We start from the raw sequence: 20,211 nt of genomic DNA on the forward strand, positions 1-20,211 counted from the left end.
CCGTCCCTCATCGTCTATTTGCGCAACAGGCGCAAACCGTTAAACACCACCAACAGGCTCACGCCCATGTCGGCGAACACCGCCATCCACATAGTGGCGATCCCAGCGAAGGTTACTCCAAGAAAGATCGCTTTGATGACCAATGCCAGGGCAATGTTTTGTTTGAGGATGCGGGAAGTCTGCCGTGACAGCCGGATAAAGGTCGGGATCTTGCGCAGATCGTCGTCCATCAGGGCGACATCGGCCGTTTCGATCGCGGTATCCGTACCCGCCGCCGCCATGGCGAAACCAATCTCGGCCCGCGCCAGCGCCGGTGCGTCGTTGATGCCGTCGCCGACCATGCCGACGTGATGGCCCTGTGCATAAAGGTCTTCGATGGCTTGCAGCTTGTCGGTCGGCAACAGATCGCCCTTGGCCTCGTCGATGCCCACTTGCGCGGCAATCGCCTGAGCGGTGTGGACGTTGTCGCCGGTGAGCATCAGGGTTTTGATGCCCAGATCGTGCAGTTGCTGGATCGCCTCGCGGCTGGACTCTTTGACCGTATCGGCGACGGCGAACAGCGCCAGCGGGCCGGACTTGTCGAGCAACAGCACCACGGACTTGCCCTGTTTCTCCAGCGCGAACAGCTTTTCCTCCAGCGCTGGAGAGCACAGGCCCAGTTCTTCCACCAGGCGGTGGTTGCCCAAGTGATACGTCTGACCGTTGATTTCGCCACGTACGCCGCGGCCGGCCAGCGCCTCGAAGTTATCCACAACGAGCGGTGCGAGTTGTTTATCCACAGCCGCATTGGCGATGGCCAATGACACTGGGTGATCCGAGCGACCAGCCAACGCCGCCGCAATCGCCGGGGCTGATTCTTCGACGGTCGGATCGAGGGACAAGTAATCGGTCTGCACCGGTTTGCCGTGAGTGAGGGTGCCGGTCTTGTCCAACGCCAGATAATCGAGTTTGTGACCACCCTCCAGGTACACGCCGCCCTTGACCAGAATGCCTTTGCGCGCCGCTGCTGCCAGGCCGCTGACGATGGTTACTGGCGTAGAAATAACCAGTGCACAAGGGCAGGCGACCACCAGCAACACCAACGCCCGGTAGATCCAGTCGAACCATACAGCGCCCATGAACAGTGGCGGAATCACTGCAACGGCGAGGGCCAGGATGAACACCGCCGGCGTGTAGATTTTCGAGAAACTGTCGACGAAACGCTGGGTGGGTGCCCGCGCACCCTGAGCCTGTTCCACGGCGTGGATGATCCGCGCCAGGGTCGAATTATTGGCCGCCGCGGTCACGGCGTATTCCAGGGAGCCGGCCTGGTTGATGGTGCCGGCGAAGACTTTGTCTCCGACTGTTTTCTCAATCGGCAGGCTTTCACCGGTGATCGGTGCCTGATCGATGGTCGAACTGCCCGACACCACTTCACCGTCCAGACCAATCCGCTCACCGGGACGCACCCGCACTCTCGCGCCCAGCTCGATGGTTTTGACGTCCCGCTCGATCCAACTGCCGTCGGCTTGCTGCACCGTGGCCTGCTCCGGGGTCATCTGCATCAACCCGCCGATGGCGTTTCGCGCCCGATCCAGCGACTTGGCCTCTATCAACTCGGCCACGGTGAACAAGAACATCACCATCGCCGCTTCCGGCCACTGACCAATCAGGATCGCGCCGGTCACCGCGATGCTCATCAACGCGTTGATGTTCAGGTTGAGGTTCTTGAGCGCGATCCAGCCTTTCTTGTAGGTGGTCAGGCCACCGCTGAGGATCGAAATCAGCGCGATGATCGCCACCACCCAAGTCGGTGCGGCGTTAGTGAAGTGGATAACTTCGGCAGCCAGTGCGCCAACACCGGCCAGCGCCAAGGGCCACCAGTGCTTTTTCTCGGGGATTGGCGCGGGCGCTTCGGTGCCCTGCTCCATCGACTCGGCTTGCATGCCCAGGGATTTGATCGCGTCGATGATCGGCGCGGTGCTCGGCAGGTCATGGGTGACGCCCAATACGCGGTTGATCAGGTTGAATTCCAGTTGCTGCACGCCCACGAGTTTGCCGAGTTTGTTCTGGATCAGCGTTTGTTCGGTTGGGCAATCCATGGCGTCGATGCGGAAACTGCTCAGCCGCGTGCCGGCGGTCGGCTTGTCATTCAACTTGATCAGCGATGGCGCCACCACTTTGGAAGAACAGCAGGAATCACCATGTCCGCCATGCTCGTGGCTTGCATTGTCATGCTGGGGCACAGGCTGCAGTTTGTGGCTGTGATCGTGATCGTGATCGTGATCAGCCTCGGGTTTGTGCGTGTGAAGGGAATCGCTCATTGGGTCGCGTCCAGAAAGGTGCCTGTTGCCAAGTAAAGACCCTGTAGCCACTATAGGGTCAAGCACCCTTTTGGAGATTGCCGTCATGAAGATCGGAGAACTGGCCAAACTCACCGACTGCGCCGTGGAAACTATCCGCTACTACGAGCGCGAAAACCTGCTGCCGGAACCGGCCCGCAGCGACGGCAACTACCGCGTCTACACCCAGGCCCACGCCGAACGCCTGACCTTCATCCGCAACTGCCGCACCCTCGACATGACCCTGGAAGAAATCCGCAGCCTGCTGGCATTGCGCGACAGTCCGCAGGATCAGTGTGAAAGCGTGAATGCGTTGATCGACGAGCACATTTATCACGTGAAGGCGCGGATTGATGGGTTGCTGGCATTACAGGTACAACTGCTGGACCTGCGCCAACGCTGTGGCGAGGGGCCGGAAATTGATCAGTGCGGGATTTTGCAGCGGCTTGAGGTGAGCGGTGGGGTGGTGGCGACGGAGGTTGAGCATACTCATGTGGGCCGCAGTCACGGGCATTAAGGGCCTATGATCGTTCCCACGCTCTGCGTGGGAATGTATCCCGTGACGCTTTGCGTCACAGTGGACGCGGAGCGTCCATGGCGGCATTCCCACGCGGAGCGTGGGAACGATCAGATTGCGTTACGGCTTAAACCGCCATCGGCGCGGTCATTGGGGCGTGGTGCTCGTAGCCCTCAAGCGAGAAATCGCCCGGCTCGATCAACTCCAGCCACTCCGGCTGGTACACACCGGTCTTGGCAAACTCTGGCACACGATCACTAATCACCAGTTTCGGCATCGGGAACGGCTCGCGCTTGAGCTGTTCGTTGAGCATGTCCAGGTGGTTTTCGTAGACGTGGGCATCACCGATGAAATAGGTGAACCAGCGCGGCGTGTAACCAGTCAGGCGACCGATCAGGCTCAGCAGCGCGGCGCCTTCGGTGAGGTTGAACGGCGTGCCGAGGCCCAAATCATTGGAGCGGATGTAAAGGGTCAAAGAAATCTCTTTGGTCTCGACATTCGGGTGGAACTGATACAGCAAGTGGCACTTTTGTGGACATCCCACCTAGTATCAAATAACTATTTTCCTTGTAAAACAATGAACTATCGCTAACCGATGACGGGGAAATGACACCAGAATTTGACACCTACCCCACCAATGCCAAAAATACGAATTACACATCAATATATAGATATAACGCGCATTAATCATGACCTCCGCTGACGCCAATAAAGCCCAATATACTAGATACCCGATCGATTTAAATATATATTGATATTTTTTATATAAAATACTTATATTTCAACAACTTATGCAAACTAACAAAAAAATAAATTGAAAGGTATTGACCATCGCAAAAACGCAACTTACCATCCGCCAAAATTTACATTAAGCCTTTATCCATTATATGCACTACAGAATCCTCCATAACGCCAAGTCCATCGCATTCACAGTCGAAGAACAAAAAAACCGTAAAGGCCATACTTCGGTAATTTGCGAATACCCTGAGTGGTTGCCGGAAAGTACGGTTGAATCCTTATGCAGCTGTCTGGTAATAGCCGGTTCCGGGCTGGAGAAATCGATACTGTGGTCGACAGCATTTCTTAAGGCTCTATTTTTTTATTTAGCCAAAAGAAAATCCGACTTCCCAACCTCAGAAAAAGCGGAAGCATTCATACTTGATTTTTTTCATTTTTACCTATCAGACAAAAATCACAGTCAATCAGGAATTAGTACCCGCCAGCAAACCTGGAAGTTCGGAATCAAATATTTCAACTTGTTAAAGCATACTGGCTTGATACCTAGCAGTACCCCAATCCCATCTTCCCGTGTAAGAAAGCAAGCCGGAAATACGTCGAGCGAGATGGACACTCCAATGGGATATCACAGGCATAAAAATACAGACAAAGATGTGAGCGCAACCTATTTGGTTGATGTTTCGTATACCGAAGATAGTGATGCTTACCTGGATAATCTTGAGACGGAACTACGCAAAAGATCCGAAGCTGCACATTGCTGCTGCATGGACTATTGGGCTTCGGTTACCAGCATCCACGCTGAAGGATCTACTATACTTAATAGTGACCCCGCCATCAGAACTATAGAACTATTAAAGGAAGGCGTATTTCATGACGAGCATGAGATTCGCGGAATAAAACAGCTGACTCACAGATGTTCACCCACCAACCCTCACTACGTCACAAACTTTTTAGCCACAGTAAATTATTATCTTTTTACCAACCCTGCTCTTGATAGCATTGCCATCACAGCCATCAAAGGCCTCCCAACTTTTTCGGCACCACAATTCAACAATAAATACTATGAAAAACTTGCTATTGCATGTGAGAAAATTTTAGCTCCACATATTAATGTAAAACTTCCCCTATACGAGGTTATCGGGAAGCTCCTCGGTATTCTGACCGCGCGAGACTGCGCGGCAGCTGGGGCGATCATGATCTATGAGCACCCTCAGTTTTCGCCCGATTCAGTTGGTAACGCGAAGCTCTATGATGAAGCCGGAAAGAGTTATCTCATAGACAACCCAATCGGCGACAGTAAAACATTCAGCGTAGAGAAAAAACGGGCGAAATCACGGAAATACGCAAACCTGACCAATCTCTCCACTAGGGTGCTAGAACACGTTATAGAGAAAACCAATAAGATTCGAAATAGAGTTCCTGACCAGCAATCCCGCGCAGGGGTTAACTCATACCTATTCTTAACGATTTCCAATTATGGGATTGGCGTACCAAACAATATGCTGGCGGCGATGAACATTTCCGGAATCACCCTCTATGAAATATATATAGACCAGCTAACTTTGGCTGGACTCAATCGAGGCGATTTCTCCTACTCTAAAATCCGATCGACAAAGGGTATTCTTAAGTGGTTTGAAACGGGCTCGATTAAATCCATGGCGGATGAACTTGGAAATCAAGAAAAGGCCGTACTCCGTAACTATATTCCAAGATGGCTTTTGAAAAAGTGGAATGAAAGAGCGCAGCGAAGCTTTCAGCAACTTCTCATCATCCTATCTGCCTATGATGAACCTTGGCTTTTGGACGTAACAGACTTCACGACTAATGAAAAACTCCAAAAATTCATTCTCAGGGCGATAGAAAAAGCAACTCTAGGAGACGTGGTATCGAGTGCCATTAATGATCGATTCGGCACATTGATTACTCCATCAGAGCAAACGAATGCAGCCCTAAACAGCTTGGCTGTAAACCTCGGGGAGGAAGGCTTATCCGTACTTTACGGCTATTCGCGCTGGGCGAAATCTCAGACAAGCGATGAGTCTGTTAGCACCATGCTTGTTGGATTATCTGATTTATTCCAAAAGGTATCCGAGTCAGAACTATCCGGGAGCAACGAACATACCATTGCATCCATGATTCAGGGCGACTCGATGAGTCAGCTTAAAAGCGTTCATAAAAGAGCATTGGCTCAATCCTCCAATTTTGAGAAAAGGATCATCCAGAGCTTGATGACCACCGGTACCGGGCGATGAGCCGCAAATTGCGCATTCTCGCTGATGGGCCTGATAGGCCTGATAGGCTTTCAGAGTCCGATGAGGCAGCAGTCATCGCAAGCCTCATGGCGCAGGCTCAGATGGCCTCTGCACATGCTCAGCGGGCCTCAGCCCCCTATGCATTCGAAGCGACATGGCTTTTAGAAGGAACGCGCGGCTCGTTGATCTGGAAAACCGCGAATGGAGGAAAAGAAGAATACTTTGACGGAGGCTGGAGAAATACGATTGACGTCAACTTTTCGGCCCTTCTTTCCGATGGGACTGATTTGATCGACCAAGAGAACAGGGCACTGCTCTTGCTACTGCAAGACTGGGCCTTTAATTATCGTTCGGGACTGTTGAATCGTGCATGCAGTGGTTCTAGCTGGAAGCGAGCCGTTGCATGGTTCAAAACACTTATAAACTGGATGGTTTGCAATGAAAATTTGTACAAACCTCATAAGTCCGGATTGTCCCTCCTCGACGAGAACGGAATTTCAAATCTCCTTGGACAACTGAGTAAAGGTGGGTGGGCCGAAGCTCTCGACGTGAATAATAGAGTACTACGGCATATCGCAAGCAGCGTGGGTTATGTAGGAGATCTAAGCATAATCGATGCCGAAATCATTCTCCCCCAGGCCCTTATTAGTTCGGCCCAAAATTTTTATTACGGAATTAACAATTTCGCAGCCTTGACTCCTGACCGTAATGCGTTATCCAGATCCTATATAGCCAAAAAGTTAGGCATTAGCGTTCAACTTCTAAATTCTCCACCGACATCATTATTGCTGTCTAAATTTCATCGTGAACACCCATACCATTTGAAAACGGCTCACTCTGAATCCGGCACCCTCAATAACCACCAAATGGAATCTACCTCGACCCAGGCTGAACCAAGCCTAAAAGAAGGCGCTTATAAAAAGCATTTCTATTATCTGTCAGTGGTTTTGGCCGGATACCGCCAGCAACCATCTGCATTCCCCAACATTAATGACGGCAAACTTTCAGAGCTTTATTTTGAGCATCGCTGTAACACCTCTAGGTCGTTACATGTAAAAACTATACCCCTCCCGATAGGTCTGGCTACGCTTAGGTGCGCATTAAAATGGGTCAATCTCTATGGCGAAGAAATTGTAAAAGCAGCCCATAAATACATGGTATATAAGGTAGAGCGAGCACAGCAAAAATCTATGGCTGCCGGCCAACGCAAAAAGGATGATGTAGCTGCTCTGACCTCATTGCTTAAGTCATCCTACATACACTCACCCAGCACTGGAGAATGCCAGAGCCTTTATCAACTTTTTGATATTGACGTCGAGAATAATAAACTTCGTGGTCGAAAAAAGCATACAAGACCCACGTTTCTCGTTATTGTTCAGGCACTCATAGGCGCTTGCACCATGTGCATAGGATTCCTAAAACCTTCAAGAATCGACGAGCTTTCTGAACTTGAGCGAGACTGCGTTATTTTGAAAGGTTTTGCTCACAAAAACCACTGGCTCAAATTTTCTTTAGGCAAAAGCGGTGACAAAGGCATTAATAATACTGTAGAAAAGCCAATACCCTCGGTAACAGCAATGGCAATCTCATTATTACAAGACCTAGGCGACTGCATGGTCAACTTACATGGTGTAGTCGATAAAATATCCGCCAAGCTATTTTATCTACCGACAGGGCACAATCTGCTACCACCCCGGACATATGATTTCGAAGAAAAAATAAACAACTGCCTCGATGCATTCGTAGACCTATGCGACCTACCTGTAGATCAAAACGGCAAGAAAACTTATGTTCGCGTTCATGAGATGCGAAGATTCTTCATCATAATGATGTTTTATCACGGCAAATTTCAAGTACTAGATGCTGTTCGTGATATTGCAGGGCATACGGATGCATCACATACCTATGCCTACATAACGGAGAACTCTGACTATGATGAAATCATTAAAATTGAGCTCAGCCTCATAGACCAGAAACTCATAAATCATGAATTAAAGACAGCTACAACCGGAAGCAACAGCTTGATCGAGCTCCACTCAGACATCTGTAGTAAATTCAATGTTAGCAAGATCGAAAGCATCCCCAAAAATGAATACTTAGATTTCCTTGCCGATTTACGCTGTGCCGGAGCCCTCGAAGTAACTGTTTACTCCATAGAGGTAGAAACAGACGAAGGTCTGATAAAGGCCGTTGACGTAGCCGTGAAATATCGGGAGTAACGCATGAGAAAAAAAACTTCCGAAAATCTCAGTGCAAGAATGCGATGGCTGAGCTCCGTGATTTCGGGTCAAGTCAATGTCAGTCAAGACCAAAAACTCATGTTCCAAGACATGAGAGCTTTCTGCGCAGGTTCAGTACCTGGATGGTTTGACTCTATATCGTATAACACCCTGAAACAGAACGCGATAATCACCCCGATCCCACAAGGTTCTGACGCAGACGACGGATGGGACTACATCAAGCAGCTCAGAACCCTTGCCAACTCAAGCGTTACCCAACTCACTACCTGCTCTGAGATTGAAGACCATGTAGATTCGGAGTCTTTGGCAGAAGTGCGACAGAGGGAGTCGATGTTGCTCGTTAATTTAACGATGATGGCATACTTGGAACTAACCGAGCAGCTCACTGGCTTTATGCACACTCATCATGGAGAACTACCAGATCGCATCAAAATAATACTACAAAGAATAATTGAGACCAACGAAATAAAATTTAGAAGCGTTTCGGGGGCAACCACTACCCCACCTAAAAACGCTATCGCCCTCATATGGCCAAAACAACAATGAAAAAAAGACAGCTATTCCTGACCATCAAGGATGTTAGCGTACCATCGCGCATAATATTGGACAGGAATACTGGCGAACTCTACGTCAAAAACGAATCCTATCATAATCTCGTTATTACCTACTGGCCAAATGGCAGGCCATGCCTATTGATAAATCAGTGGCTATTGTCTCGCTCGCACACTTGGACTGGCAGTACTGCAGAAACGTATGCTTCACTAACAAGTCACTTGACAAATTATTGCTTTGACCAAAATCTACAATTTCACGAACTAAACGACCTAGAACTTCACCGCCTCAAGAAAGCGCTGATTGAAGAAAAAAACGGATTCAGGGGTAGGAAGCCAAGAAAAAACAATCAAGTGCGTAGAATTTTGAAAGCTTCAATAGCTTTTTTGGTCTGGTATCAGAAGACATTTTTATCTCGCAGCAGCACTGCACTAATAGGAACTAAAGATAAGTGCCCCCAAGTTATAATTGAATACAGAAAGAACCGCCATGATGGTCGAAGATACATCTTCCATCCGTCATACCCTCCCAAAGACTCAAAGGAGAAAACAAAAAAACCAATCCCTGACTACGCCGTATCAGCCGTCGAAACAACTATTTCCGCCAAAGCACTGGAGGCTGGCATTATCCTTGATGATCTGCCCTCACAAGTTACTGTGAGAAGCTCTATCGCGGGCTACATGTATCAACGACGGATGTTTATGGTATGGATATTCAAAAAAGCAGGACTTCGCCCCTCTGAACTGATTAATTATCCCTTAGAGAAGAATCAGGACTTCATGAAAACAAAAAAAATAATCCTCCCTACCAAGAAAACACGCCGCAAAGGTGATGACATAACTCGCGAATTCAAGCTCACAACTTCGGAATGCAGCCGCTTCAACCGATATTTGAGAGCACGAGATACCTTCATCACAATGTGCGAAATGCGCTTCAGTTCGTATATACAACCCAAGGCATTAATGCTTACAAGCACTGGAGCTCCGCTGATGCAAGGATCTATGGCAAAGGACTTCAAACGACTCGTTAACACGGCGGGGCTCGTTGATGTTCGTGGTTGTCTATCTACATTCCGCCACCGATTTATTACCCGTGAAGTTGTATCGTACCTTAACGAGATCTTGGCTGACGCCCCTAAAAGATCCCTGATAACCGACGCCGTGTTTCAAAGCATACTCAAAAGAGTCTCTATCAAGACCGGGCACATCAATGCGGACTCTCTCTGGGATTATATAGACCTCGCATGCGAGGAGATTGAGATGTTCTCAGCAGCAGAAGTCACAATCGCGAAATCGGCGGAGATGGATGAAATTCGAGAAGAGATGAACGAGTTGATTCACTTTACAAAACAGCTTGAATTGAAGCTTGCGCCGCCACTTAGGGAAAAGCTAATAGAACATACAGAAGCCCTAAGGCGCAGCAATTTTTGGAACCCGTCCAAGCGGATGAAGCGTTGATTAGTGGTCAGGAACTCTTACGCAAATCCGCCTTCCTGCCTGCTTGGGCCTTTTGACCGGCGCACGCGTAAGGCATTGGCCGCTAGGTGAGACGCTTACGATTAAATGAAGTCTTAATGATTCAGTATGGAGAGATCAGAGAGGCCAGATCATGAATTACGTCGAGCAGATTCAACTCCACGCTGAGCAGATCTTTGCCAGCAAAAGAAAGGCTGACACTTGGCTGAACAAACCACAATCCGTTTTTGACGGCAGTACACCGCTGGACTTCGTTTGCTGCGAGGCTGGGTATCTACGAGTCAAAGAAGCCCTTGATAGAATCAACCATGGTTACACCTTCTAACCACAAACGATCCATGCTCAGGGGCTCAATATGATTCTGTTTGATCTCAATCAAAACGACAGCGACGGCCTGCTCCGCACGTCGGAGAATTAAGGCCATGTCAGGCAACACTCGTGAAAACGCTCGATTGCGAAATGCGTTGTTTGAGTTACCCACCGCTTTTGTGTCACAACTTGAAGTCCCGGCGTGAACCATAACGGCAGATTTAGATGGGAACAGAAACCCAAGCACATGATTAATTGGAGTTTGTATGAGAATCACTACTCCCTTGGAGGGCCAGCTTTGGAAATTGGCCGTGGCTACACTGGGAGCGGTAAGTCTGGAGCACCTGGTAGCTAAACTCTTGAAGACCCATGTGAGGACTCGCGCGGTCAACATGTATGGATTTCTCCGCCTCGAATGGCTTGGCCTGGAAGCTCTTGAAGCGCTCCGTAACGGCCAACGCTTGGCTGGAGCGGAGTTAACGTATTTGAGGGGAGACCCAACGAAGGTCGCGATACTGCACTGCCATTCCGTTCATTTGTTGCGAGGCATCGTCCAAGCTCTGCCTCTGGAGGTGCTGCCTGAAGAGTTGCTTGAATGGCGCATACAACTTGATTTGGGGATGTGATTTCACGCCGTAGATCGCTGTGTCTCTTTACCTGGAGCAATGAAGAAAAAGGTCGCGATGACCACGCCCACCCTCGATACCGCGGAGCTGGGAGTTAAAAGCTTCGCGCACGCTGCACCTAAAGCGCATCCCGTTAAGTACGTAATGGATCACCAATCGGGCTCTGGCTCTGTACCCAAATGAATCGACATAACCAACGCACGTCGGTAATGCAAAGGGGTGGCGTTTAACTCTAAGGACAGAAGTCGGTCGGCTGCACCAACCAAGGCGTCAATCCGCTCACGGGGCACTGCTATATACGCAATCAACCGTGTCCCGTTTGCCGTCATAGACCCTATTCCTTTCGGGGGGTCTATGTCTTGCGTAAATCGAGGATCTGCGTAGAGCTGGCACTCGACCTCTGGGTATTTGAAACCCTCGGGGTAGACCACTTCGCCTTTCAGCGTCAGGATCATATGTTCATGATAATGACCTTCGTTAGCCCTCGAATTATTGGTCAGGGCTAGGCTGAGCGACCACGTAAAATCCCACCCGGACAGCTTGATTTGATAGAGGGCCCGCTGCGTTTCAAGCCGAGGCCTGCCTCGCCGTGCTTTAGATTTGTGCTGCGCTATACGCCTCATCGCGATCTCCACCGGGCCTTGTGGAAATGATTAGCTAACTACTCCCTGCTGACCTCCAAAGCAGAGTCGCATTGAACGCTGGACTGCGGCTCTCAACTCTTAAAGGCGTACATGTCTGGTGATTTTGATGAGCCGTAACCAGATCAGCGTGGCACCTTGGGAGCTGGCCGAAATCGCTCATCCTAGGCGCTTTTTGGAGCAAGCTTCAAAAACTCTGTAGGACGACGTTGCGCCGATAAAATCGGTGACGCAGCTAAGGAGACTTTGCGATCTAGATACCCCCCCATCACCTGGGGAGGCATCCGCACATGCAAACCTATCGAGTGGGAATAATATCCAATTGAGCTCATCACCGTGCACTGTCGTTGCAGCATAATGCGCCCCAATCAGATTTCATCACCCAGCTGCGCAATGGTTCAGCAGCTATCGAGCATTACAAGGATTGCAGAAATGTCGCAAGCTTCTAACAACCTGGCCGCTTTTATCTGGTCATTGGCCGATTTACTCCGTGGCGATTTTAAGCAAAGCCAGTATGGTCGGATCATTCTACCGTTCACCTTATTGCGTCGCTTGGAGTGCGTGCTGGAGTCAAGCAAAGCAGCGGTGCTGGCGGAGCATGCAAGAGTCCAGCAGCTCAACATCTCCGAAGAGGCGCAGGAAAAACTGCTCCTGCGCGCCAGCGGTGGACTGTCGTTCTTCAATACCTCAAAAATGGATCTGTCCAAGCTCGGTGAGGCTGGCATCAAAGCCAACTTGGAGTCCTATCTGCAAGGCTTCTCCAAGGATGCTCGGGAGATTTTTGAGCACTTCAAATTCACCGAGTTCCTCGGCCAACTCAACGACGCCAATCTGCTCTACAAAGTAGTGCAGCGGGTGCGGCAAACGGACTTAAGCCCCACAGCGGTTTCCAACCACGACATGGGCCTAGTGTTTGAAGAACTGATCCGCCGCTTTGCCGAAGGGTCGAATGAAACCGCCGGGGAGCACTTTACCCCCCGCGACATAGTGCGCCTTACCACCTCCCTGGTGTTTATGGAAGATGATGATGCGCTGACCAAGCCCGGCATCATCCGCACAATCTACGACCCTACGGCAGGTACGGGCGGCTTTCTTTCATCCGGCATGGAATACGTGCACGAGCTGAACCCTCAAGCTCTGATGCGAGCTTATGGTCAGGAGCTAAACCCCGAGAGTTACGCCATCTGCAAAGCTGACATGCTGATCAAAGGGCAGGACGTAAGCAACATCAAGCTCGGCAACACGCTGTCGAACGACCAGTTGTACGCCACTGAATTTGACTACATGCTCTCCAACCCGCCCTTTGGCGTAGATTGGAAAAAGATCGAACAGGAGATCAGTGAAGAGTACACGCAAAAAGGTTTCAGCGGCCGTTTTGGCGCAGGTTTGCCACGGGTCAGCGATGGCTCCTTGTTGTTCCTAATGCACCTGCTAAGCAAGCTACGGGACGGTTCTCAAGGCGGCGGGCGGATTGGCATCATCCTCAATGGCTCGCCGTTGTTTACTGGTGGCGCCGGCTCTGGTGAATCGGAAATCCGGCGCTACATTCTCGAAGCCGACTTGCTCGAAGCAATCGTCGCGCTGCCCACCGACATGTTCTACAACACCGGTATTTCTACCTATGTCTGGGTGCTGTCGAACAAAAAAGCCCAGGAACGTAAGGGCAAGGTACAGCTGATCAATGGCGTGAACCTTTGCGGAAAAATGCGCAAATCACTCGGTTCCAAGCGCAATGAAATGGACGAAAGCGATATCACCACGGTGATCCGCGCCTTCGGCAGCTTTGCCGCAGTCGATGCCTACGATCTGGACAAACAAGCCGCACAAAAAAGCAATCGTGGTCGCCAGGCAGCCAACCCAAAAGCCGAGGCGACCAAAACCTTTGCCAGCAAGATTTTCCATAGCCATGAGTTCGGTTATCGCCGCATTAGTATCGAACGCCCATTGCGGCTGTCCTATCAGTTCAGTGACGCACGCATAGCTCAATGTCGCTTTGCCCCTGGTGCCATCAACACTGCCATGCAATGGCTCTACCAAGAATACAGCGTGGTAGAGGGTGAGAGCTGGAACGACGGGGATACCTGTAAGCGTTACGGTGACCTAAGCGCACATAAAGACGCCATTCGTCGGTACTTCAAACTGCACTTCGCTGATTTAAAAGAGAAGCACATCAAGGATCTGCTCAACAGAACTACATGGCTGGATCAGAAGCGGCTTTTACACAAGGCGCAAAGCCTGCAGGCAATCATCGGAACTGCCCAACACGACGACATGAACACGTTTGACGACGCGATCAAGGCCGCCTGCAGGCAACAGGGTATTGCCCTAGATGCCAAAGAGAAAAAGCAGATTACCGACGCCGTGAGCTGGAAAAACCCAGAAGCTGCAAAGGTCATCAAGAAAACTCACAAAACCAAAGCCAATCCGCTCTACGGCTTGTTTGCCGTCAACGGCGAGGTGATCGAGTATCAAACCGATAGCGACTTGCGCGACAACGAAAACGTAGCGCTTGACCCTAGCCAAACCGTTAACGCCATTAATGAGGCCTACTTCCTCAAAGAAGTGCAGCCACACCTCCCTGATGCCTGGATGGATGCCAGCAAGAAAGACGCTAAGGATCAGCAAGTCGGCATCGTCGGTTATGAAATTCCCTTTAGCCGTTACTTTTATCAGTATCAACCACCGCGTAATTTGCTGGAGATTGATGCAGATTTGGATGCTGTATCAGCCGAAATCTTGAAATTGCTGCAAGAGGTGCATTCATAATGGCAGGGCGATATAAGACGTATCCTGAGTGTAAGGATTCTGGGGTCGAGTGGCTAGGACTAATTCCAACCACTTGGTCAGTAAAACCTTTAAAGGGCATTACCAATTTTATCAACGGAAATGCTTTTAAGCCATCTGAATGGAGTGAAGATGGAGTTCCAATTATAAGAATTGAGAACCTTAATGGCAGTCATGATTTCAACTGCTTTATTGGGAAAATTAATGACCGCTACAAAGTATCTGAAGGTGATCTTTTATTTGGATGGTCGGGAAATAGAGGAACCTCTTTCGGGCCTTTCTTGTGGTGGAGAAAGGGAGAGCACTACCTTAATCAGCATATTTTCAAATTAGACGGATTTTCTTGCAATAAACAGTGGTTATATTGGGTACTAAAAGCCGTAACATATTATGTGGAAGAGCAAGCCCATGGAATTATAGGCATGGTGCATGTCACAAAAGGAAAACTTGGCAGCATAAATATCCCTGATATTGATAGGGCGGAGCAAACAAAAATCGCCAACTTTCTTGAGCACGAAACCGCCAAGATCGACACTCTTATCGACAAACAAAAACAGTTCATCCTACTGCTAAATGAAAAGCGTCAGGCAGTGATTAGCCATGCCATCACTAAAGGATTCAACCCAAAAGCCGAAATACGAAACTCAGGTATTGAGTGGCTGGGTGAAATACCACATGACTGGAAAGTATCTAGACTCAAATATCATACAACGCGATTTGAACAAGGCTGGAGTCCACAGTGCGATTCGAGGCAAGCCGACGATAATGAATTTGGAGTATTGAAAGTTGGCTGCGTAAACTATGGGGTTTTTAAAAGTGATGAAAACAAAGCTCTTCCAAAAGAACTGACACCTCAATTGCAATACCTCATACAGCATGGTGACTTGTTGATTTCACGTGCCAACACCAAAGAGCTGGTTGGAAGCGCTGCTGTAGTCGATAGAGCTTACGAGAACATTATTCTTTGTGACAAGTTATACAGGCTAAGATTTGATGAGCTAATTGATCCTCAGTGGGTGGCGTACTACTTAGCTTTGCCTATTGTCAGGCAACAGATTCAGCTCGGGGCTTCTGGCGCTAGCCACTCGATGCAGAATATTGGGCAAGCGACAATAAAAGAACTACCTATAGTGATACCTCCACCAGAACAAGTTGCGATTATTCTTTCAGAGATAAAGAGCAAAATAAACACTTTTGAGTTAACCTTCAGTCGCGCTAACCATCAGATAGTGCTTCTTCAAGAGCGCCGCACTGCCTTGATCTCTGCTGCAGTTACTGGAAAAATCGATGTAAGAAACTGGGTCGCACCAGAGGAAACTCAAACCAACAAGGAAGTAGCCGCATGAGTGCACTGGGTGGCGGTAAGGCTAACGAGCTGATGTTTCAGAACAATATGCTCAAGCATCTGCTGGCCAACGGCTGGCTGCTAGGCAAGGCTGAACATTACAACCGTGAGTTGGCCTTGTACCCGGAAGACTTGCTGGGTTTTGTGCAAGACACCCAGCCTGAACAGTGGCAAAGGTTCTGCGCACTGTATCCAAGCCACCCCGAGCAGCACTTTTTTGAACGGGTTGCTAGCCAGCTGAATAAAACCGACCCCAATGCCGCCAGTAAGGACATGCGCACCTTCGGCACATTGGGTGTACTGCGTCATGAACTGCGTCACCGTGGCACCCGTTTCAGCCTTTGCCAGTTCAAGCCTGAACACGATCTAAATCCCGACACCTTAGCCCATTATGCCAAGAATCGCTGCCGTGTCGTCCCCGAGTTGATTTACTCACCTTGGGCTAACAAAGCTCACCTCGAACAAACCGGCAGCAAGGCTAAAGCCTGGCGAATTGACTTGGTGTTGTTTGTGAATGGCTTGCCGGTTGTGACGCTGGAGCTGAAATCCGAATTCAAACAGGCCGTGCACAGCGCCATTAAGCAATACAAAACCACACGCTTTGCGACAGATCCTGTCACCAAAAAGTCCGAGCCGTTGCTGACCTTCAAGCGTGGTGCACTGGTGCATTTTGCCGTGAGCCAGTACGAGGTTTATATGGCCACTCGGTTGGAAGGCGCGGAGACCTTCTTCCTACCATTCAACAAGGGCACAACTGTCGGCGGCGCCGGTAATGATGTGCCAGCAGACATTAACCAGTACGCCACCGATTATCTGTGGAACGAGGTCTTGCTCCCCAGCAATCTACTGTCGATTCTCGGGCGCTTTGTGCATCTGCAAATTGAAGAGAAAGAAGATTGGGAAGGCCGTAAATACAAGAAAGAAAGCCTGATTTTCCCACGTTATCACCAGTGGGATGTGGTCAATAAGCTAGTCACTGCGTCCCGTACCGAAGGCCCAGGCCATAAGTACCTGATCCAGCACAGCGCCGGTTCAGGGAAGTCCAACTCGATTGCCTGGATCGCGCATCAGCTGTCAGCTCTTTACGACACGCAGGGCTGCAAGCAATTCAACTCCGTGATTGTGGTGACGGATCGCACCGTGCTGGATGATCAGCTGCAAGACACCATCAACCAGTTTGAACACGTCGATGGCGCGGTTGGCCGTATCAATAATCAGGAAGGCGACGGCTCGAAATCAGAGAAGCTGGCAGCCGCGCTGGAAAACTCACAGCCGATTATTATTGTCACCATCCAGACCTTCCCCTACGTGCTGCGTGCCATCGAAAACAGCGTCAGCCTGAAAGAACGCAGCTACGCGATCATTGCCGACGAAGCCCACTCCTCACAAACCGGCTCTACAGCGCGACAGCTGAAAGAAGTGCTGATGATTGAGGCCAAGGCGGATGGTGAGGACGAACTCAACTCTGAGGACATTCTCGATGCCGCCGTGGCGTCGCGCCGGGCGTCAAAAAACCTGAGCTACTTTGCCTTCACCGCCACGCCAAAAACCAAGACGCTGGAGCTATTTGGCCGTTTGCCCAAGCCCGCTGAGCAACCCTCTAAAACCAATAAGCCCGAGGCCTACCATGTGTACAGCATGCGTCAGGCCATTGAAGAGGGTTTTATTCTGGATGTACTGAAGAATTACACCAACTACAAAGTGGCCTACAACCTAGCGCAAAAAATCGATAAGGCCGATCAGGAAGTTGAGAGCAAAAAAGCCAAGGTCAAGCTCAACCAGTGGGTGCGTCTGCACGAGTACAACATCGCACAAAAGGTGCAGGTGATCGTTGAGCACTTTCGCAGCAACGTCATGGGCCTGCTGGGAGGACAAGCCAAAGCCATGGTGGTCACCAGCTCGCGCAAAGAAGCCGTGCGCTACAAGCTGTGTTTTGACAAATACATAGTCGACAAGGGCTACCAAAAAATCCATGCCATGGTGGCGTTCTCGGGTGAGGTGGAATTTTCCGAGAAAGACCCGAATGCTGTCGCGCTACTCGGCACCAAATACACTGAAAGCAACATGAACCCCAACCTCAAAGGCCGCGACATGCGCAAAGCCTTTGATAGCGATGATTATCAGGTGATGATCGTAGCCAATAAATTTCAGACCGGCTTTGACCAGCCCAAGCTTTGCGCTATGTACGTGGACAAAAAGCTCGGTGGAGTGGAGTGCGTACAGACCCTGTCGCGCCTGAACCGGACTTACCCCGGTAAGGCGGAAGTGGGCACTTTTATCCTAGATTTCTTCAACGAGCCGCAGGAAATCCTCGACTCGTTCCAGCCGTATTTTCAGACGGCGGAGCTGGCGGATGTTTCAAACCCAGACTTGATCTTCGATCTGTTTGAAAAGCTAAACGCCGCTGGTATTTATAAATCGACTGAGGTTGAGCAATTCTGCGAGGCCTTCTTCGTCAAAAATAAAAGCAATGCGGCGATTGCCAATATTTGCAAGCCTGCGGTCGAGCGCTGGACAAAACGCTACAAGCAGGCGGTTGAGGCCTACGCGCACTCGAAAGAAATTTTTGAGCGGATTAAAAAGACCCAAGATGCGGTGTTGATTGCCAACGCGGAGAACGACCTGAAGGAATGCAAGCAAGCCAAGGACGCCCTCGACATCTTCAAAAAGGATCTGGGCACCTTCGTGCGCTTCTATGAGTTCATGTCGCAGATCGTCGATTACGATGACAAACAGCTGGAAAAGCTAAGTCTGTATGCGCGGAATCTCAGCCCAATGCTGCGCGAAACCGCTGTGGATGAGGATGATATTGACCTCAACAGTATCGTACTCAGCCATTACCGTGTATCGAAAATACGCCAGCAAGATCTGAAGCTAATAGAAGACTCGCCCGACTATAAACTGGTGCCAGGTGAGGGGCTTGGCTCAGCAACGGCAAAGGACATCAAGGAAGAGCTGCTTTCGCAGATTTTAGAACGGCTCAACGAGCTGTTTGTGACTGACCAGCTGACAGAGAAAGACATGGTGAATTACGCCTACACCATCCGTGACAAGGTCAGTGAAAATCAATTGGTCATGCAGCAACTGGCCAACAATACCGCTGAGCAAGCACTGCTGGGTAACTTTGGCAACGCGGTAGATGACGCAATTATGGACAGTGGCGATGCTCATCAGAACCAGATGATGCAATTGTTATCTGACCCGGCTAAAGCCAGTAAATTTGCAAAAGTGGTTTTCGATTTACTTCAACTAGCAAAGTATTGATCGATCGATTTCTGTGCGCTTACGACCCCGTTTGACCACACCACCAGATGGGGTCTACAGCCGCATAGTGCTTATCTGTCTGCCAACTGCCGCGCCAATCGGATGAAATAGGTGGTTCGCGACGGGGTGGGCATCTGGCTTCTGGCCCGCCGCTTGCGTCAAGGCAAGTTTTTCTGGCCGAGCTCTTGGCACGGCTGGCTCTCAGATGAAGTTGGTTGCCGAACAACTGCACTTCCCCCTACTGCTTTGCCTTGGCAACGAGCGGGGTAAGGCCGTGCCATTTTCACCATATAATACCTTCCATGACCAACTAGCCCGTGTTGTCCGATTAGCCTACCGTCGGTTTGGGCTTATTCTGGCAATCAACGGCGTGACTCCGCTGCCAAAACTTGACCAACTTTTCAAGGCTAGCGGTATTTATAATCTGATTGAATTCTATTTAAACACGAGCCGCCTCACCAGCTAAACTGGCCAGATAACCAAAAATGCTACCTGACGCAAAACATCAAACTAACTCGATGGCGCGTGACATTAGGGCCGCATCAAAGACTAACATACCAACTAACGCCAAGACCTGCACAGGGTGACGATCCATAGAACCGTGGAGAGTCCTTGCAAATATCAGGAGATACACGCCTATCAAAGCAATGACAACCATAGTCATTAAAAAAGAAACCAGCATAATTCCACCAACAGAAATTGTGCTTTTCAGCAACCAAAGCACAAATGTTAAAAGCGTACACGTCAGTGTTAGTGCGCCATAATGCTTTGATAGGAGCGAGAAGTATTTAACTCCTATCAGAGAACTCATATCCACTTGTGATTCTGCAATTGACCTTACATCAACGTCAAACTCTCTAACCACGTAGAAAAGCCCACCCGAAAAAAACAAAATACTGGAAATCATCACTATTAGTGCAGCGTCTTCCGGACGCCACAAATTCGCGTTAAATGTCCCATACCCCGAAGCCGGCCATAGATAAATTACAACTGCCAATATACACATCAAACAAAAAACCGAATAGCTCACTAACGGGTTTGCACGGACATTACGATTATTCATAGCTTTACTACCTCTGGAAAGGCACCATAAAATTCACTACTACGCCATCAACACTTCAATACTGGCATGGGTAGACTTGAATAC

13 protein-coding genes and 1 pseudogene are annotated in these 20,211 nt (G+C 49.7%); 11 read left to right on the top strand and 3 right to left on the bottom strand.

The features are described from left to right. Positions 1–14 precede the first annotated feature (14 nt). Positions 15–2,303, bottom strand: coding sequence for a heavy metal translocating P-type ATPase (locus tag ACYZT3_RS28130; RefSeq protein WP_462031190.1), 2,289 nt, complete (start codon positions 2,301–2,303; stop codon positions 15–17). Between the two features lie 85 nt (positions 2,304–2,388). Here ACYZT3_RS28130 and cadR point away from each other — a divergent pair, with 85 nt between their 5' ends. Continuing rightward, the gene (gene cadR, locus ACYZT3_RS28135; RefSeq protein ID WP_282381608.1) at positions 2,389–2,838 is read left to right on the top strand and encodes a Cd(II)/Pb(II)-responsive transcriptional regulator; all 450 of its coding nucleotides are present in this window, start codon (positions 2,389–2,391) and stop codon (positions 2,836–2,838) included. 127 nt (positions 2,839–2,965) lie between these two features. On the opposite strand, the pseudogene ACYZT3_RS28140 reads toward cadR, so the two are convergent. Then, positions 2,966–3,364: pseudogene (locus ACYZT3_RS28140) on the bottom strand (thymidylate synthase); the annotation flags it as partial. A gap of 361 nt (positions 3,365–3,725) precedes the next feature. Between ACYZT3_RS28140 and ACYZT3_RS28145 the strand changes: the two are divergent. The 10 genes from ACYZT3_RS28145 to ACYZT3_RS28190 all read left to right on the top strand — a co-directional run bounded on the left by ACYZT3_RS28145 (position 3,726) and on the right by ACYZT3_RS28190 (position 19,530). Next, entirely contained in the window at positions 3,726–5,828 is a 2,103-nt protein-coding gene (locus ACYZT3_RS28145) for a hypothetical protein (RefSeq protein WP_462031191.1), read from the top strand. Beyond that, a complete protein-coding gene (locus ACYZT3_RS28150) occupies positions 5,825–8,047 on the top strand; it encodes a hypothetical protein (protein WP_462031192.1) in 2,223 nt (740 codons plus the stop codon). Before ACYZT3_RS28145 ends, ACYZT3_RS28150 begins: the two co-directional genes overlap by 4 nt. Before the next feature lie 3 nt (positions 8,048–8,050). Beyond that, positions 8,051–8,614, top strand: a complete 564-nt coding sequence (locus ACYZT3_RS28155; RefSeq protein WP_462031193.1) for a hypothetical protein — start codon at positions 8,051–8,053, stop codon at positions 8,612–8,614. Further along, positions 8,596–10,077, top strand: coding sequence for a hypothetical protein (locus ACYZT3_RS28160; RefSeq protein ID WP_462031194.1), 1,482 nt, complete (start codon positions 8,596–8,598; stop codon positions 10,075–10,077). The genes ACYZT3_RS28155 and ACYZT3_RS28160 overlap by 19 nt, the downstream gene beginning before the upstream one ends. A 151-nt stretch (positions 10,078–10,228) precedes the next feature. After that, positions 10,229–10,420 carry an antitoxin Xre/MbcA/ParS toxin-binding domain-containing protein gene (locus ACYZT3_RS28165; protein WP_462031195.1) on the top strand — a complete coding sequence of 64 codons (192 nt, stop codon included), beginning with the start codon at positions 10,229–10,231 and terminating at the stop codon, positions 10,418–10,420. Positions 10,421–10,670: 250 nt separating this feature from the next. Then, a complete protein-coding gene (locus ACYZT3_RS28170; protein ID WP_462031196.1) occupies positions 10,671–11,030 on the top strand; it encodes a hypothetical protein in 360 nt (119 codons plus the stop codon). A gap of 1,073 nt (positions 11,031–12,103) precedes the next feature. Beyond that, positions 12,104–14,437, top strand: coding sequence for a type I restriction-modification system subunit M (locus tag ACYZT3_RS28175; RefSeq protein WP_462031197.1), 2,334 nt, complete (start codon positions 12,104–12,106; stop codon positions 14,435–14,437). Beyond that, positions 14,437–15,801 (top strand): restriction endonuclease subunit S, encoded by a 1,365-nt coding sequence (locus ACYZT3_RS28180; RefSeq protein ID WP_462031198.1) that lies wholly within the window; start codon positions 14,437–14,439, stop codon positions 15,799–15,801. The genes ACYZT3_RS28175 and ACYZT3_RS28180 overlap by 1 nt, the downstream gene beginning before the upstream one ends. After that, positions 15,798–19,064: a type I restriction endonuclease subunit R gene (locus ACYZT3_RS28185; RefSeq protein WP_462031199.1), complete on the top strand. Its 3,267-nt coding sequence runs from the start codon at positions 15,798–15,800 to the stop codon at positions 19,062–19,064. Before ACYZT3_RS28180 ends, ACYZT3_RS28185 begins: the two co-directional genes overlap by 4 nt. 205 nt (positions 19,065–19,269) lie before the next feature. Then, positions 19,270–19,530, top strand: a complete 261-nt coding sequence (locus ACYZT3_RS28190) for a hypothetical protein (RefSeq protein ID WP_462031200.1) — start codon at positions 19,270–19,272, stop codon at positions 19,528–19,530. Positions 19,531–19,569: 39 nt separating this feature from the next. Here the strand turns inward: ACYZT3_RS28190 and ACYZT3_RS28195 are convergent, their stop codons facing one another. Further along, a complete protein-coding gene (locus tag ACYZT3_RS28195) occupies positions 19,570–20,127 on the bottom strand; it encodes a hypothetical protein (protein ID WP_462031201.1) in 558 nt (185 codons plus the stop codon). Positions 20,128–20,211 lie beyond the last annotated feature (84 nt).

The sequence above is a fragment of the Pseudomonas sp. MDT1-16 genome, from assembly GCF_054898115.1.